Annotated in this window: 15 protein-coding genes; 8 read left to right on the plus strand and 7 right to left on the minus strand. The window is 41.6% G+C overall.

The window, feature by feature from the left end; genetic code table 11:
• Positions 1-2: 2 nt before the first annotated feature.
• The 4 genes from HC752_RS17565 to HC752_RS17580 form a co-directional block, all read right to left on the minus strand.
• Positions 3-743 (minus strand): SDR family oxidoreductase, encoded by a 741-nt coding sequence (locus HC752_RS17565; protein WP_190336475.1) that lies wholly within the window; start codon positions 741-743, stop codon positions 3-5.
• Between the two features lie 778 nt (positions 744-1,521).
• Positions 1,522-2,661 (minus strand): conjugal transfer protein TraF, encoded by a 1,140-nt coding sequence (locus HC752_RS17570; RefSeq protein ID WP_190336476.1) that lies wholly within the window; start codon positions 2,659-2,661, stop codon positions 1,522-1,524.
• 166 nt (positions 2,662-2,827) lie between these two features.
• Positions 2,828-3,106, minus strand: coding sequence for a GIY-YIG nuclease family protein (locus tag HC752_RS17575; protein ID WP_190336477.1), 279 nt, complete (start codon positions 3,104-3,106; stop codon positions 2,828-2,830).
• The gene (locus tag HC752_RS17580; protein ID WP_190336478.1) at positions 3,103-3,765 is read right to left on the minus strand and encodes a YceH family protein; all 663 of its coding nucleotides are present in this window, start codon (positions 3,763-3,765) and stop codon (positions 3,103-3,105) included. The genes HC752_RS17575 and HC752_RS17580 overlap by 4 nt, the downstream gene beginning before the upstream one ends.
• Positions 3,766-4,185: 420 nt before the next feature.
• Between HC752_RS17580 and HC752_RS17585 the strand changes: the two genes are divergently transcribed.
• On the plus strand, positions 4,186-4,500 hold the full coding sequence (locus HC752_RS17585; protein ID WP_190336479.1) for a DUF496 family protein: 315 nt from the start codon (positions 4,186-4,188) through the stop codon (positions 4,498-4,500).
• Between the two features lie 329 nt (positions 4,501-4,829).
• Positions 4,830-5,084, plus strand: coding sequence for a YgjV family protein (locus tag HC752_RS17590; protein WP_190336480.1), 255 nt, complete (start codon positions 4,830-4,832; stop codon positions 5,082-5,084).
• A gap of 182 nt (positions 5,085-5,266) precedes the next feature.
• Here HC752_RS17590 and HC752_RS17595 read toward each other — a convergent pair whose 3' ends face one another.
• Both HC752_RS17595 and HC752_RS24830 read right to left on the minus strand, forming a co-directional pair.
• Positions 5,267-5,563 (minus strand): hypothetical protein, encoded by a 297-nt coding sequence (locus HC752_RS17595; protein ID WP_238930551.1) that lies wholly within the window; start codon positions 5,561-5,563, stop codon positions 5,267-5,269.
• Complete coding sequence (locus tag HC752_RS24830; RefSeq protein ID WP_238930548.1) at positions 5,457-5,681, minus strand: ROK family protein; 225 nt, start codon at positions 5,679-5,681, stop codon at positions 5,457-5,459. The genes HC752_RS17595 and HC752_RS24830 overlap by 107 nt, the downstream gene beginning before the upstream one ends.
• Before the next feature lie 306 nt (positions 5,682-5,987).
• Between HC752_RS24830 and HC752_RS17600 the strand changes: the two genes are divergently transcribed.
• The 6 genes from HC752_RS17600 to HC752_RS17625 all read left to right on the plus strand — a co-directional run bounded on the left by HC752_RS17600 (position 5,988) and on the right by HC752_RS17625 (position 14,350).
• Entirely contained in the window at positions 5,988-7,220 is a 1,233-nt protein-coding gene (locus HC752_RS17600) for an ABC transporter substrate-binding protein (protein ID WP_190336481.1), read from the plus strand.
• Positions 7,221-7,236: 16 nt separating this feature from the next.
• The gene (locus HC752_RS17605) at positions 7,237-9,663 is read left to right on the plus strand and encodes a PAS domain-containing hybrid sensor histidine kinase/response regulator (protein ID WP_190336482.1); all 2,427 of its coding nucleotides are present in this window, start codon (positions 7,237-7,239) and stop codon (positions 9,661-9,663) included.
• A gap of 468 nt (positions 9,664-10,131) precedes the next feature.
• Positions 10,132-11,163 carry a lipase family protein gene (locus tag HC752_RS17610; protein WP_190336483.1) on the plus strand — a complete coding sequence of 344 codons (1,032 nt, stop codon included), beginning with the start codon at positions 10,132-10,134 and terminating at the stop codon, positions 11,161-11,163.
• A gap of 109 nt (positions 11,164-11,272) precedes the next feature.
• Positions 11,273-12,352 carry a TRAP transporter substrate-binding protein gene (locus HC752_RS17615; RefSeq protein WP_190336484.1) on the plus strand — a complete coding sequence of 360 codons (1,080 nt, stop codon included), beginning with the start codon at positions 11,273-11,275 and terminating at the stop codon, positions 12,350-12,352.
• Positions 12,353-12,417: 65 nt separating this feature from the next.
• A complete protein-coding gene (locus HC752_RS17620) occupies positions 12,418-13,008 on the plus strand; it encodes a TRAP transporter small permease subunit (protein WP_190336485.1) in 591 nt (196 codons plus the stop codon).
• Positions 12,995-14,350 carry a TRAP transporter large permease gene (locus HC752_RS17625; protein WP_190336486.1) on the plus strand — a complete coding sequence of 452 codons (1,356 nt, stop codon included), beginning with the start codon at positions 12,995-12,997 and terminating at the stop codon, positions 14,348-14,350. Before HC752_RS17620 ends, HC752_RS17625 begins: the two co-directional genes overlap by 14 nt.
• A 53-nt stretch (positions 14,351-14,403) precedes the next feature.
• On the opposite strand, the gene ppiC is transcribed toward HC752_RS17625, so the two are convergent.
• A complete protein-coding gene (gene ppiC / locus HC752_RS17630) occupies positions 14,404-14,682 on the minus strand; it encodes a peptidylprolyl isomerase PpiC (RefSeq protein WP_190336519.1) in 279 nt (92 codons plus the stop codon).
• Between the last annotated feature and the right edge of the window lie 147 nt (positions 14,683-14,829).

Consider the following 14,829-nt stretch of genomic DNA (forward strand, 5'->3'; position numbering starts at 1 on the left):
AGTTAACTCATGTACATACCGCCATTCACCGACAATGTTTCGCCGGTAATATAGGCAGCTGCATCGCTTGCTAGATAGCTGACCGCTTTTGCGATCTCTTCTGGCGTTGCGAGTCTCTTCATTGGGATGCCACTTTTAATGGACTCAAGTACGTCTTCTCTAATAGCCGTAACCATAGGTGTCGCTGTGTAACCAGGAGCAACAACGTTAACTGTAACGCCCGAACGTGCACCTTCGGCAGCCAGTGATTTAGAAAAACCAATCATCCCGGCTTTAGCAGCCGCGTAGTTAGCTTGTCCAAACTGACCTTTTAGACCGTTTACTGAGGAAATATTGATAATTCGCCCACCGCCTTTCTCGCACATAGCGGAAAAAAGAGGTTGGGTAACATTGAATAGACTGTTTAAGTTGGTATTAATGACTTCAAACCAACTGTCAGCCGACATTTTTTTGAAGACTCCATCTCTGGTAATTCCAGCGTTGTTAATAACAACATCTGGTGTACCTTCTTCTATGAGAACTTTCTCAAGCCTTTCCCTGCATTCTGCAGTGTTCGTTACGTCAAGTTCCAAGAGCAAGACTTGCTCTTCAGTGAATTGCTTCTCATCGAACCATTTCTTTGCACATTGATAATTACCAGTGTAGTAGGTCGCGATAACACGATACCCCTCACTAACCAATTGTGTGCTAATAGCCGACCCGATTCCTCCCTTGGAACCAGTGATCAAAGCGAGTTTTTCCATTAATGACTCCGTTCTTACAACAAGCGTGACGCAAGACGTCAAAACCAACTGACGTTATTTCAACGTCTCAATGAGATTCGTTATTAAATTGTTTAATACGTTCATAGATTCTGTTTTTTAATTTAATTGAATTCTATGACGTTTTTATTTCTTGTTATTTAAAATAATCAACATTCCTAATAAATCCATACGCAAAGTTTTATTTATCCTAAAAACAAGATCACAGTCTCAAATATCACACACTTATGTTAACAAAGCGATAAGCAAGAAACCTATTGTTTACAAATTAGAAACATTAGCATGCCAATATCGAAACAAAATCATATATATCAACAACTTACAAACATATATAAATAAATGTATAATTAAAGAAGTGAGATAATATTTTTATTTTCATAAAACAAATTAAGAGCGGTGACAAATAAAACCATTATTCATCATTGAATTACGATGACACTTATATCATCAGGATTTTTTTGAGTGATTTGTAATATTATATTTATAAAACATTAATGAATATATAATCGTATGGTATTTACTTTTATATAAATATAAAAAGAACCAAGCGTTAATGGTAGGTTGAATATTTCATTCTGCATTCATTCATAAAACTCATGTTAAAACTGCTCATCCAACATGGTAAAACGATGCGTCACCTAAATCATAATATTTGAAATAGGCGCCACTTTTATTCGTTTTTAGCTGACTAATTGGATAAAAAGCAACTTGGCTTATATGTCCTATTTTCCAAGTTGCTTTAAACGAATGTGAAGGGAATTTAGAACGTGAAAGCTAAACTGCCTGATGCACCAAATTGGTTGTTTCCTGCATAACTACCTGCAAGATCGATGTTGACAACATCAAATGGACTAAAGCCCAGTCCAAATGTGACCGAATTATCTACTGTGTTTTTGGTATCGATCTCATAACCTAATCGTAACTGAGCCCAATCCCAGGCGTTTGCCTCAGCCCCGAATCGGACAAATTGTGTATCGTCATTCACGTCCACGAAGCGCGTTTGAGCCGTTACATCCGCATCTGCAGCTAAGGTAAAGAACTCTGAAATGTAAGCTGCCCCTACCGTTATCTGAGGTGACAGTTCATAGACAAAATTTGTATCAGTTGTTATTGATTGCTTTAGGATATCCTTAATTACTATCGCCCCTCTAAAATGGTTACCCAACAACCATACGGCACCTAAATCTAGGTTGAATGCCGAGTCTGTTGTTTCTCCTTTATTGTATTCATCTATTTTGAAGTCATTAACATTGATACTTTGCGAATAAGTCGTCAGCTTTTGGAATTTGGGCGTCACACCAAATGAGAACTGCTGTCCCCCAACATTCATGTGTTTGGCTATCGCTACCCCCACTTCGGTATAACCAAAAGCAACCAAATCGACATCTGTATCTTGAACTCTTTGACTCGTATCACTCAAACTATCCGATACTTTAGACGCCACATTTGTTATCCCGATCACTTCGACATAGCCAGAAGAAAACACATTTGCCGACACAACTTGAGTTGGTATCGCTACTGCTATTCCCAAGTTCCCAGAAACGGTAAGAGGCTTATGACCAGACAAGGAATCTAACTGACCATTTAGTTCTTGAAGTAGAGCAGTGCTTGGTGATGCCTGCACTTTTTCAAACGTTTTTTTCACGTCATCAATGAGTTCAATGGCACTGTCTGTGTCTCGTACTTTCACTCCCCCAGCAGGAATCAGTATTGCAAAGTCGTCCGAATCTTCACTGATCGCCGCAAGTGCAGGGTTGTAGAATGGTGCAACCAAGTATTCTCCCGACGCTATCCCAGTATTACCCATGCCATTTCCACGTCCATCGGCGACATGATTAGCTGCACTGACAGACAGCGACAACAAAGATAAGCCAAAAGCCACCGCATTTTTGTTTTTCATAACCTATTCCAATTATTATTTATATAGCTCAATTATTTTCATAAAAAATATGAAGATAATCTCTCTTTCAATAGATTATTGTAATGTATGACTGGAGTAATAACCGCGATTTAATGTGACCTACAGCGCCTTTTGAAAAGGTTAAACCGAAGGAAAAAAGAGAAAGTTAAGGTAGGAAAGTAAAAAGAGATTCACCAGAAATGAGCCTTTCCTTCTGTGCTTTTGGCAATTGTTTGATTTGATATTCTAGCTTTAACGCTGTGCTCTTCGAGTCTGTTATATAGAACCACTCCAGTGTTAAAGGCATTTTTCCGCGTAAGAATTTTGCCCCTTTTCCAATTTGATGCTGGCGAAACCGACGAATCACGTGGTCGGTAACGCCGCAATACAAAGACGCATTTCTGTCTCTTACAAGGTAAACAAACCAAGCGTCTTCACTGATCATTGATTGATTAACGCTCGAAGTTGTTTTAAGGCATCCTTAAGCTCAGAAATTTCTGATTTCAGCTCAGACACTTCATCTTCTAGCGCTGCTACTCTCGCGGTATCGTGAGTAGACTCTGTTGAAACAGTAAACTGTGACTCAATATCAACTTCACCACAGAATAAGTGCTGATAGCGAGATTCGCGTTTTCCGGGTTCACGAGGTAGTTTTACGACTAACGCCCCCTCTTCACGTGCAGCTAACCCTTCCAGCACACTTTCTGTTTCTTTGACATCAATAAAGGAACAAAGCCTATTTGTTCGAGTACGAAGTTCCCCCGGAGTCTGTGCTCCTCTGAGCAACATACAGCATACAATGCCTTTTTCTTGTGCCGTAAATTTCAAACTTCCAAATTCTGTATTACAAAACCGATGCTGATATTTAGCCGCACGAGAGTTAAAGCTGCTTTCGTCGGTAACGAGCCTGCGTTGTATTAACGAGTCCAAGGCATTTTGCACCTCACCTTCTGACAATGAAAGCACGGGCTCTCGATTGCTTTTCTGGTTACACGCAGACGTTAAGCTGTTTAAAGTAAGCGGGTAATGATCTGGCGTCGTCACTTCCTTTTCAATTAAGCAGCCAATCACACGAGCTTCAATAGCGCTCAATTCAATGCTCATTCAACCTTCCTTCTTATTTCTACCTTTGATAACGCCCCCTGAATTAATGGTTAGTGATCAAAGGAATTCGTAGTGGCATGCCATCCAAAGATAGGACAACTATTTTACTTCGACTCAGTTCTATTTCAGTAATTTCTTGCAACTGACGACCTTCTTTATATGAAGAACTTAGCTTACTTCTCGTGGAAGCGTTGCTCTCTTTGGTGTTGCATTCATCGATAGGTGTCATAGTTTCGTGGTAATTGTTTAGATACTTAGGAAGATGATATAGCGGTTCAGGAGCTCAACACAACTGTTCTCAGTGTGTATGTTTAAATTTTCATCATAAGACGCAAGGGATTGATCTAAAGTCTGTTAAGCGCTCCTGCATTATGTTTTAATCAAAAAAAGTTACTCGTTTTGATTTTGGGGAAAAATCCTATGAACAACGTATTTGAAATCGTTAACCAAGCTCGTCGTAAAAACAAACTAAAACGTGAGTTGCAAGATAACGATAAGAAAATTCGTGATAACACTAAGCGTGTTGATCTACTAGAAAACCTATTGGACTACATCAAGCCAGAAATGAAGCCTGATGAAATCGTCGCTATTATTAAGAACATGAAAGCCGATTATGAAGATCGCATTGATGACCATATCATCAAAAGCGCAGAAATCTCTAAAGTACGCCGCGACATCAGCCGCAAGATCCGCGAACTCACAGAGGCAGACAAGCAAACTCAAGGTAAAAAATAAACCAACTCGCTTATCTGTATTAGTTTGAACCTAATCTAATATTCGCTTTCAGACCCCTGCCATGCAGGGGTTTTTCTTTTTCCTTTAACAATATCTGCACCAAAACTGACTGATCCGCTCAACATAAATCGGTATAGAGCCATTTATTTTTTACGTTTAACGTTTGCGTAATCGCTTACTTTCACTTTCCTTAACACCTTGTATTCCCCAGCAATTCAGCTCTTGATATAGTTAGACAAAATGACCATTCGGGGCACGGATAACCCCCACCATCTCATGAAGAGAAGAATTGGTAGCAGTAAAACCGATGAGACTATGAGGGTCAATTAATGGAATTCAGCACTGTAGAAATTTTGGGTTACGCTTCGTCAATCATGGTAGCAATCTCGCTCATGATGAAAGACATCGTATTGCTTCGAGTACTTAACTTTATTGGGTGTGCACTTTTCACAAGCTATGGCTTGATGATCGATGCTATGCCTGTGGTCGTTACCAACGGTTTTATCGCTTGCGTGAACGTCTACTTCCTTCTCAAGATGTATAACGAGAAAAAAGCAGAAAACTTGGAAGCAGCAAAAGCGTAAGTGCTTTTTCCTACTATTTGAAGTGCTTCAACTTTAAATAAAAGAAGTGCCAAAGAAAGACCCAATAGCATTGCCATTGGGTCTTTTGTTATATTGGATATGAAAGCGCTGTGTTTAATAAGAAAGCATCATGTTTGATAAGATAATGTCTGAAAGACGGGATACATACTTGCCCCGTAAGACTACAAATACTTTCCAACTCTAGAAGAGGCTATCTCCGCAACGGGGTAATCAAAACAGCTGTTCCACTCGTCGGTTAGATCCATCTCTCTGATCAATGCGTCGCTTATTGCCTTCGGCGAGGTGCCGCCAATAACGACGCACTCGGGATCAAACCAACTCAGAGTAAGCAACAATGCTGGCATCAACCTTTCAGCAGAGCGTTTGATCCAATTCGCAACAATCGGATGAGAAATGTCCGGAATGTCTTCCAATTTCACCCACATTATTGTGTCTACCGGAATAAAGTTTCCCGTCAACGATCACAGCCCCACCAATACCATGACCAATTTCAATCAGAACCAAATGCTTTGTCTCTTCCCAAAGCCCGGAATAATATTCACCGACCGCCGCAACTTTACAGTCGTTATCAATCAAGACCGGATAGTCGAATTGCTCTACCCTTTAATGCGATTTACGGAAAAGAAATGGGTAAGCAGTGTACGCAAAAAGTCCTTATGAAATAACACAACGCCAATAGTGATATGCCGCATTAAAAAAAGGCTCCCCTAGTTAAGCTGAACGAATACGGTTAAATCACATTCTGTATCCCCAAAAAAGCAGATGTTAACGCACCTGCTTTTATTTTTGCTGTGTGCGATTCGTTCTTCAATGAGCTGATATAAAAATACCTTCTATACTCTAAGAAAAATCAAAACTTCTATGTACGTAAGGCGTTTATACATGACATTGTTAAGTAGGTTACTGGGTTTTATTGCAACACTTTTCGTACCCATTTGCGCTTTTGCCAACACTTCCACTATAAATATTTACCTTGACGCCGATCGTTCCAACTACATTGAATCTGCCCGCTCAATTGAGCAAGGCGTTAAAACTGCCTTTCAAGAGGTGGGGAACACGATTCAGGGGCGAGAGGTCAATTTCGTTGTCTTGGATCATAGAGGCAATTCGCTCCGAAGCAAAAAAAATATGACGACATACCTTAACGATCCGAATGCATTAGTCATGTTTGCAGGGTTACATTCGCCCCCGCTGATCAAATACCGAGAGTACATCAATAAAAATAACATACTGATTCTTGTCCCATGGGCGGCGGGGGCACCAATTACGCGCTACCCAAGCAAAGAAAACTGGGTATTCAGGCTCTCGGTCGATGACAAAAAAGCAGGCGAAAGAATGGCAAACTTTGCCGTGAAAGACAGACAATGCAAAAAACCTCATTTGTTGCTAGAGGAAACACCTTGGGGAAAATCAAACGAAAGAAACATGACCGTTGCTATAAAAAGCTTTGGGCTGCCTGTCCCTAACGTCACTTGGTTTAACTGGGGTATCAACGAATCTGGCGCTCGCATTAAGATTCGAGAAATAATACGAGAGAATGCGGATTGCATCTTAATGGTTTCTAATGCCTCCGAAGGTGTTCAGATCGTTAATGCGATGGCTTCATTTCCACTAGAAGAAAGGCTTCCCGTTGTCAGTCACTGGGGAATTACGGGAGGAGATTTTGCAGAGAAAGTCCCTCATACCGTTCGCTCTCGTTTAAACCTTTACGTCATTCAAACGTGCTTTTCATTTTTATCATCATCACAGACGGCCTTTTCCTCCAATGTACTCAAACAGGCAATGCAGCTATTCCCATCGGAAATTCAATCGGCTAACGACATCAAGGCGCCCACAGGGTTTATTCATGGTTACGATTTGTCCAAAGTCCTGATTCAAGCTTTGTCCCAAATCGAACTGGGTGATGATATGACGGTAAACCGATCCAAGTTGCGCATGGCTCTTGAAAAGATCGATAAGCCAGTAAAAGGGTTAGTCAAAACTTATCATAAGCCTTTCAGTGAGTTTTCCGTTCAAAACCCTGATGCCCATGAAGCATTGGGATTAGCGGATTTATGCATGGCTAAATTCAATCCAGAAAACAACATTTCGGTTATTCAAAAAACCTTAAACTGAGTTGAGGAGTTTGCGTTTGCTTAAGTCTCTATCGGCAAGACAATTATTTATATTATTCATTACTATTGTGGCAATTCTATTCGCTGGGATTGGCGGCGTGGTGATTAACCATCAAAGTAAAATAGCCCTCACATCCATTCAATCAGAAGCCACCAAAATTGAGCAGGTATCAGCGAAGCGATACGTTTTGCAATACCTTAAAGACAGAGAAACCGCTTTTAAGCGCTTGTCTTCCTCTCCTGCTTTGGTCAATGCCGCGATGGGCAACTCAGTGAGCGATCAAGAAATATTTGACCACATAAAGAAAGAACGTATTTTCAACGAATCGATCAAGGTGGCATTGTTCGACATAGCAAGTGATCTCGTATTCAGTGAGATAGATTTTTCGTATCGTGATCAACTGTCTTTGGATTACGTGAATAAAATCCTCATCAATAATGATTCGTTCATTGTGTCTCTTGTTCAAAAAAATCAGCAACAATTTTTCTGGTTGTATGTCCCAATTACTTACAATAACTCCATTGAAGGCGTATTTATGGTGGAGTTTGAATTTAAGAGTAAAGAATTCTTTTCTGGTCTAATGGAAGACGGTCAACGATGGATCGCACTTCAGCAGTTAGAAACCAACGTAAACCCTCGTCCACCACAAGCCTTCCCGTGGCGCGTTTTTGAGGTACCTGTTAATCAATTTGGTCTAACACTGCTGTATGGCATTAATACCGATCTTGAGAATCAACAGAGAAGCACTTTGCTTTACAACCTTATCAATACGACACTGATCGCGTTTGCTGTTTGCTTAATTGGTGCCTATTTGTTTGGTCGAAAACTGCTGGTTCAACCCTTCGAAGAACTTACCTTGTCCCGCCAGAAATTGGCTGAGTATTCCAAACAACTTAACATTCAAGAGCAAGAATCGCGCAGGTTAGCGAAAGTCGCCAAGCATGCTAAAGATATCGTAATTATTACGGATGTAGAGGGAAATATCACATGGGTAAATAACGCTTTCACTCATCTTACGCAATATGAAATGAATGAAGTTATCGGAAAGAAACCGGGGGAATTACTCCAAGGCAAAAACACCAACGAAAACACAAAGTGTCGCATCCGAGAAGCCGTAAGTCACTGTAAAGGCATACGAGAAGAAATTCTTAACTACAATAAATCCGGTGATCCGTATTGGATAGACATCGATATCAACCCAGTCTTAGATGAAAATGGCACAATAGAAGGGTTTATTGCGGTAGAAAGAGATATTTCAGAAAAACAACGCCTCCAAGCTTCACTAGAAGAAGCACGCGATAGAGCGGAAAAAGCGAATACGGCAAAATCTCACTTTCTAGCCAGTATTAGCCATGAAATACGGACTCCAATGAACGGTATTTTAGGCATTGCGCAGTTAATAGCTAAAACTGAACTCACGGACACACAGCAAGAGTACCTCAACACTCTACTCAGTTCAGGTTCTCATATGATGTCACTCCTCAATGACTTGCTCGACTTTTCAAAAATCGAGGCGGGATTATTGGTGTTGGTCCCAGAACACTTCTCATTGCTAACACTCATCAATGAAATCAAAGCGACATACACTCCACTTTGCGAAGAGAAGTCTATCGACTTTAAGTGTATACATGCAATTGACGATACGGTATGGCTACTCGGAGACAGCGGAAGAATTAGGCAAGTTTTAACGAACTTACTGAGTAATGCTCTTAAATTTACATCTGAAGGCTGTATTACCGTTAAGGTGAGCTTAAGTACGAAGCCGGAAAACCTGCAACCTATACTCACCGTGTCGGTTTCGGACACCGGAATAGGCATCGATCCAGACCGACAATCAGACATTTTCAACCCATTTATTCAAGCAGAAAGCAGTACAACTCGAAACTACGGTGGAACGGGGCTGGGGCTCGCAATCGCAAAACAGATTTGTAAAGCCATGTCTGGAAAAATTGAATTGCTCAGTACTCCAAATCGCGGCAGCCAATTTATGGCCAGTGTCGAGCTGCAACTAGGTCATTCAAATACAGATCAAGCGCAAGACAATCACATGGAATACCAAGCGCACGGGATGAAAGCACTCATTGTAGAAGACAATAGCGTCAATAGCATGATCATGAAGAAATTCCTTCAAGCACGGGGGTTTGATTGCGATTTTGCAACAACTGGTAAAGCGGCAACAGAGTTGACTGAAACCACGTTTTACCCCTTTATCTTAATGGACAACCATATGCCCATTATGGATGGTATACAGGCAACAACGCTCATTCGAGCACAAGAAATAAAGGGAAAGAAATCAATCATAATAGGGTGTACAGCAGATGCCTACGCAACCACCCGCGAGGCAATGATGAACGTCGGATGTGACGACGTCTTAGTGAAGCCAATTAAAGAAACGCTGCTTGATAATATGCTTCATCGACTGCATAAAAATCTTATGGCATAGGACACTAATCGACCTACACAATATGATTTAATAAATTGATTTAATTAAAAAACAATTCATTAACAGTAACGTCGATATCTCTGGCGTTACTCATTTACATACTCTTCTCCTCACCCACTTTTTATGGTGAATACCCATACATAAAATGAGACATAATCCACAGTATTAATCATTGATGTTAATGAACTGTAACGCAAATTAACACCGCACGTACTGCAAGATTTTCTTTATATTTCCTACAGTAACGGGCGTCTTCTCACCATCATTCCTTGTTTCATTCTGCCTATCTGATCTGTTGGTCGCTCAAAATCTTATTGAACATGTGCTTCAAACGCATTAGCCTTGTTTATATTGAGACCATTAGTCTCAATATAACAATTGTGATTCTCAAAACATATCCAACACCTACCACTTTTGGAATGAGAATCACGAAGAATGGAAACAACTAGAAGACTTAAGGAAATGAGCATGAAACTGAAACATAACGTTGTGACGTTACTGTGTTTTGGTCTTGTATCGACCCAAACTTACGCCCTAACGCAAGAAGAAGCGAACAGTGTAGGCGCGTATATCGAATCGGTATTGGTTCCCAATTACACAAACACCGCCAATTCAACTGGTACTACCTATAAAACCCACCAACCCCCTTCAATTAATCAAGCAGCCAAAGCGTTAGATTATTTAGAGTTTGCGGAAGTTGTCCATACCAATAACGGCTCACCTCGTGGTTGGACAAGAGTGAATAACGTTGTTGATTATGATTCAGGTTTCTACGCGGGTATCTATAAAAAATCCAATCAAATTGTCGTGGCATTCCGAGGCAGTGAATTAGGCACGTCCGACTGGGTGACGAATGGCATTATGGTGCAAGACGTAGTTCCTGCTCAGTATGCAATGGCCATAGAAAAGGCGATTGAAATCAAGAATCAATATCCTGGATATCAAATACATTACACGGGTCACAGCCTTGGTGGAGGCTTGGCAACAGCAGCAGCAATTACAACTGGGGACCCCGCAACCGCTTTCGATGCTTCAGGTCTTGCCAACGCAGTCTTAAATAGCATTAAGTCCAAACATGCCGCTCAAGGAAAACCGTCTAATCGATGGCAAAGAAATGCCAAGCAGGTAACGAATTTCAATTTAGAAGGTGAGTTTGTTTCGGATCTCGACTATCAACAAGATGCTGACACTCTCGGTCCAACATCAAAACAGTATGGCGATATTTACTACTTATCGGCTTCACGTTTCACCCCATTACCAGACGTGAACAATGGATTAACACGCCATTTCACAACCCCTCTTAAAGAAGAGTTGATGTTTCTTTCTCAACCCATTTATCGCATCGATATGAATGATTACAACGCGATTGATAACGATATCAATAGCTATACAGCCATGTTTTACATCGATTGGACAGATGACACCCTTGATGTTCTGTTTTGGCAAACCAACTTTGCAATCAACTCATTGCCAAGCTTGCTAGCCGACTTAGGGTTTTAACAACGTTCATAAACCAAGATCACCCTTCAGGTTGATTACATCAAACATGCCGACAGAAATTGTCTGTCCTAGTTAAAAATATGTCCTAGTTAAAAATAAGGTGTTTATCATGAAAACGAAGCTATCTATTAAAAGAAATGCCGTTGTGAAAACCGGAATCGCGGTTGCCATCTCTGCCGCAGCGGTTGCAGGGATGCCAGCCAACGCAGAAAGTAAAGTACGCTGGAAAGTTCAAGCCGTATTTGGGACGCACTTGCCCGCATTAGGCGATCCCATCAAATACGTTGCTGAACAAATAAAAGAAGCCAGTAACGGCGATATTCAATTCAAAATTTATGAACCCGGGAAGTTGGTTCCGCCATTTGAAATCACCGAAGCTGTTAAAAACAAGCAGCTGAATGCAGGTTACACTTGGCTAGGATATGACCAAGGAAAAATCCCCGCTGCCGCACTATTTGCTGCGGTTCCGTTTGGAATGGAGCCCTGGGCTTACGCTTCTTGGTGGTACGATGGTGAAGGCAAAGCGTTAGCAGAAAAGCTGTATGCGAAACACAACATTCGCCCTGTTTTATGCTCGGTTATCGGACCCGAAACCGCAGGCTGGTTCAAGAAAGAAATCACCTCTTTAAAAGACATTGAAGGGCTTAAAATTCGTTTTGCTGGGCTGGGTGGAAAAGTCATGCAAAAAGCAGGGGCTTCCGTCACTGTTTTACCTGGAGGCGAAATTTTCCCTGCTTTAGAGAAAGGCGCCATTGACGCGAGTGAATTTTCTATGCCTGCCATCGACCAAATGATGGGCTTTGACAAAATTGCCAAAAATAATTACTTCCCCGGCTGGCACCAAACTTTCACTGCCTCTCACTTAATTGTGAATACTGAAACTTGGGAATCTCTTTCCGATAGCCAGCGTGCCATGATCGATATGGCATGTACGGCCGGTACTTTTCGAGCGCTTACACGCGGAGAAGCCCTTCAAGGCGCTGTCATAAAAGGGTTTGAAGCTAAAAACGTGACGGCTCGTCAACTACCTGACGATGTACTTGAACAGCTTAAAACGCTCACAGATGAAGTGATGAGTGAAATTTCAGCTAAAGATGCAGACTTTAAAGAAATTTACCAATCGCAGCAGGCGTTCTCTAAAGAATATGACATTTGGAAGTCAAAAGCTTACTTACCTAACAACTACTAAAATCAACTAGAACAATCATTATTTAGTGGCGTCAATGGACGCCACTCTTTCAGAGGACGCCAAGAATGAGCTCCATATCTTTCCCAGAATCCAATAAAAAGGCACTGCTTAGCCAGCTTCCAGAGACCCGATTATCGGTCATCTTAGATAAGGTAATAAGTAAAGTGAATGATTATATGATTTGGATTTGGCCAATTCTAATGTCGATCATCGTTATAAACGTTTTGATGCGCTATTTGATTGGCGAGGGCCGGGTTGAATTCGAAGAACTGCAGTGGCATCTATACTCCGCCGGCTGGCTATTGGGTCTTAGCTACTGTTTTATTACCGATTCCCATGTCAGGGTGGACATTCTTTATGATCACTTTTCTATAAAAACGAAATGCTGGATAGAGTTGATTGGCATCATTACGCTTTTGGTCCCTTTCATCGTCCTTGTTTTAAATTATTCACTCCCTTTTATTGCATACTCTTGGCAACTCAGTGAAGTTTCTTCCGCACCGGGAGGGCTTCCCTATCGATGGTTTATTAAATCCATTCTTTTAGTAGGCTTTGCCTTTCTTTTGATCGCTGTTATCTCTCGATTTTCTCGCATTAGTATTGCGCTGATTTCTGGTAGATTCGCCCAGGATGGAGGTGAGAATGGAAATCAATGAAATATTAGCCATTACTATGTTCGCGACGTTTATATTGTTGCTTTTTAGTGGATTTCCTGTCGCGTGGATCCTTGGCGGTGTGTCTATTTTGTTTTCCGCTATCGCGCTTGGTTTAGATACGTGGGCAGAGACATGGATCGGCATTGATTGGCAATATGTATCTATTGTTGTACCGAGAATATGGGACACTATGAACAATTGGGTATTGGTCGCACTGCCCATGTTTATCTATATGGGCTTAATGCTTGATCGCTCAGGTGTCGCACAAGATTTAATGACGAATCTAGTTCGCTTGTTTGGCCGTGTCAGAGGCGGATTGGCTATTACTGTCACCATTGTGGGATTACTACTCGCAGCATCAACAGGCATCATCGGAGCGGCTGTGGTTTTGCTGTCCGTCCTTGGTATACCTTTGATGCTAAAGCAGGGTTACAGCAAATCACTCGCATGTGGAACAGTTTGCGCCACCGGAACGTTAGGCATATTGATCCCCCCAAGTATTATGCTGGTCATGATGGGCGACCGAATTGGTCTCTCCGTTGGTGACTTGTTCCTTGGCGCTCTCTTCCCAGGCTTGTTGCTGGCTGCTCTTTATGTGGGCTACATCGTTTTCACTGGGTTAGTCGCGCCGAGTAAAGCGCCTTTGTCTGACACCGCTGAACCCGTATCCGTTCTTGTGATTTTACAAGTATTTAAAGCGGTTCTCGCACCAGCTGGTCTTATAGTTGCTGTTCTTGGTTCGATATTTTTTGGTATCGCGACACCAACAGAGGCATCTGGCGTGGGCGCGGCAGGTGCAACACTTCTCGCTTGGTCTAAAGGAGCACTCAATAAAACCGTATTAAAAGAGGTTGGAGAAGAAACCACCAAGACCACTGCTTTCATCTTTGCGCTTTTTATTGGGGCAACCGCCTTTTCTTTAGTGCTTCGAGGGCTGGGCGGGGATGAGCTGATAGAAAGTGCGTTAACTAATCTGGATTTGGCACCAAGCGGTATTATTATCGCCATTTTGATCGCGGTTTTCTTGTTAGGGTTCTTCCTAGACTGGATAGAAATCACATTGATTGTGCTTCCACTTGTTGCTCCGGTCGTCTCGTCCCTAGGGTTCGACTTAATCTGGTTTACCGTACTTTTTGCCGTTTGCTTGCAAACATCATTTTTAACCCCACCAGTTGGATTTGCACTCTTCTACATGAAGGGCGTCGCTCCAGATAACGTGACTATCGGTGATATATACAAAGGTGTCGTTCCATTTATTTTGCTACAAGTTATCGCGCTCGCTATCGTGTTTAACTTTCAGCAAATCGTCACATGGCTACCTGGCATCGCTTACGGTTACTAAAGTAAAAAACGCATACCATACAAAAAAGGTCAGGCAACGCCTGACCTTTTAAATTAGGTACGGTAAAGAACCTTGATAACATGCCAACCAAACTTGGTTTTGACCACCATGGGTGTTAACACTTCCCCACTAAAGACAGCTTTGTCGAATTGAGGAACCATTTGACCTTTCTTAAACTCACCAAGATCGCCACCTTTATTTCCAGATGGACAAGAGGAATACTTCTTTGCAAGCGATTGAAATTTAGCGCCTTTCTTTATTTGATTAACAATATCTTCTGCTTGCTCCTTATGCTTAACCAAAATATGTAAAGCTGCTGCCGTTCTCGCCATGGAAGTTCTCTCTTTGTTTGAAAGGCACGGATTGTAACTCAAACATTGTTTATCTGCATTGTTTGATTCTTTTAAGGTATAATCACAACTTAGCCATACACATCTATTCGAAAGCATCGAATGAGCCACTAACGAAACATATAGATT

The organism is Vibrio sp. S9_S30 (genome assembly GCF_014694455.1).
GTDB lineage: Bacteria > Pseudomonadota > Gammaproteobacteria > Enterobacterales > Vibrionaceae > Vibrio.

Excerpts from the sequence above, each read along its gene's own strand:
- HC752_RS17570 (WP_190336476.1), bottom strand. The coding sequence starts at position 2,661 with ATGAAAAACAAAAATGCGGTGGCTTTTGGCTTATCTTTGTTGTCGCTG.
- HC752_RS17565 (WP_190336475.1), bottom strand. The coding sequence starts at position 743 with ATGGAAAAACTCGCTTTGATCACTGGTTCCAAGGGAGGAATCGGGTCG.
- HC752_RS17585 (WP_190336479.1), top strand. The coding sequence starts at position 4,186 with ATGAACAACGTATTTGAAATCGTTAACCAAGCTCGTCGTAAAAACAAA.
- HC752_RS17600 (WP_190336481.1), top strand. The coding sequence starts at position 5,988 with ATGACATTGTTAAGTAGGTTACTGGGTTTTATTGCAACACTTTTCGTA.
- HC752_RS17620 (WP_190336485.1), top strand. The coding sequence starts at position 12,418 with ATGAGCTCCATATCTTTCCCAGAATCCAATAAAAAGGCACTGCTTAGC.
- HC752_RS17575 (WP_190336477.1), bottom strand. The coding sequence starts at position 3,106 with ATGATCAGTGAAGACGCTTGGTTTGTTTACCTTGTAAGAGACAGAAAT.
- ppiC (WP_190336519.1), bottom strand. The coding sequence starts at position 14,682 with ATGGCGAGAACGGCAGCAGCTTTACATATTTTGGTTAAGCATAAGGAG.
- HC752_RS17580 (WP_190336478.1), bottom strand. The coding sequence starts at position 3,765 with ATGAGCATTGAATTGAGCGCTATTGAAGCTCGTGTGATTGGCTGCTTA.
- HC752_RS17590 (WP_190336480.1), top strand. The coding sequence starts at position 4,830 with ATGGAATTCAGCACTGTAGAAATTTTGGGTTACGCTTCGTCAATCATG.
- HC752_RS17615 (WP_190336484.1), top strand. The coding sequence starts at position 11,273 with ATGAAAACGAAGCTATCTATTAAAAGAAATGCCGTTGTGAAAACCGGA.
- HC752_RS17625 (WP_190336486.1), top strand. The coding sequence starts at position 12,995 with ATGGAAATCAATGAAATATTAGCCATTACTATGTTCGCGACGTTTATA.
- HC752_RS17610 (WP_190336483.1), top strand. The coding sequence starts at position 10,132 with ATGAAACTGAAACATAACGTTGTGACGTTACTGTGTTTTGGTCTTGTA.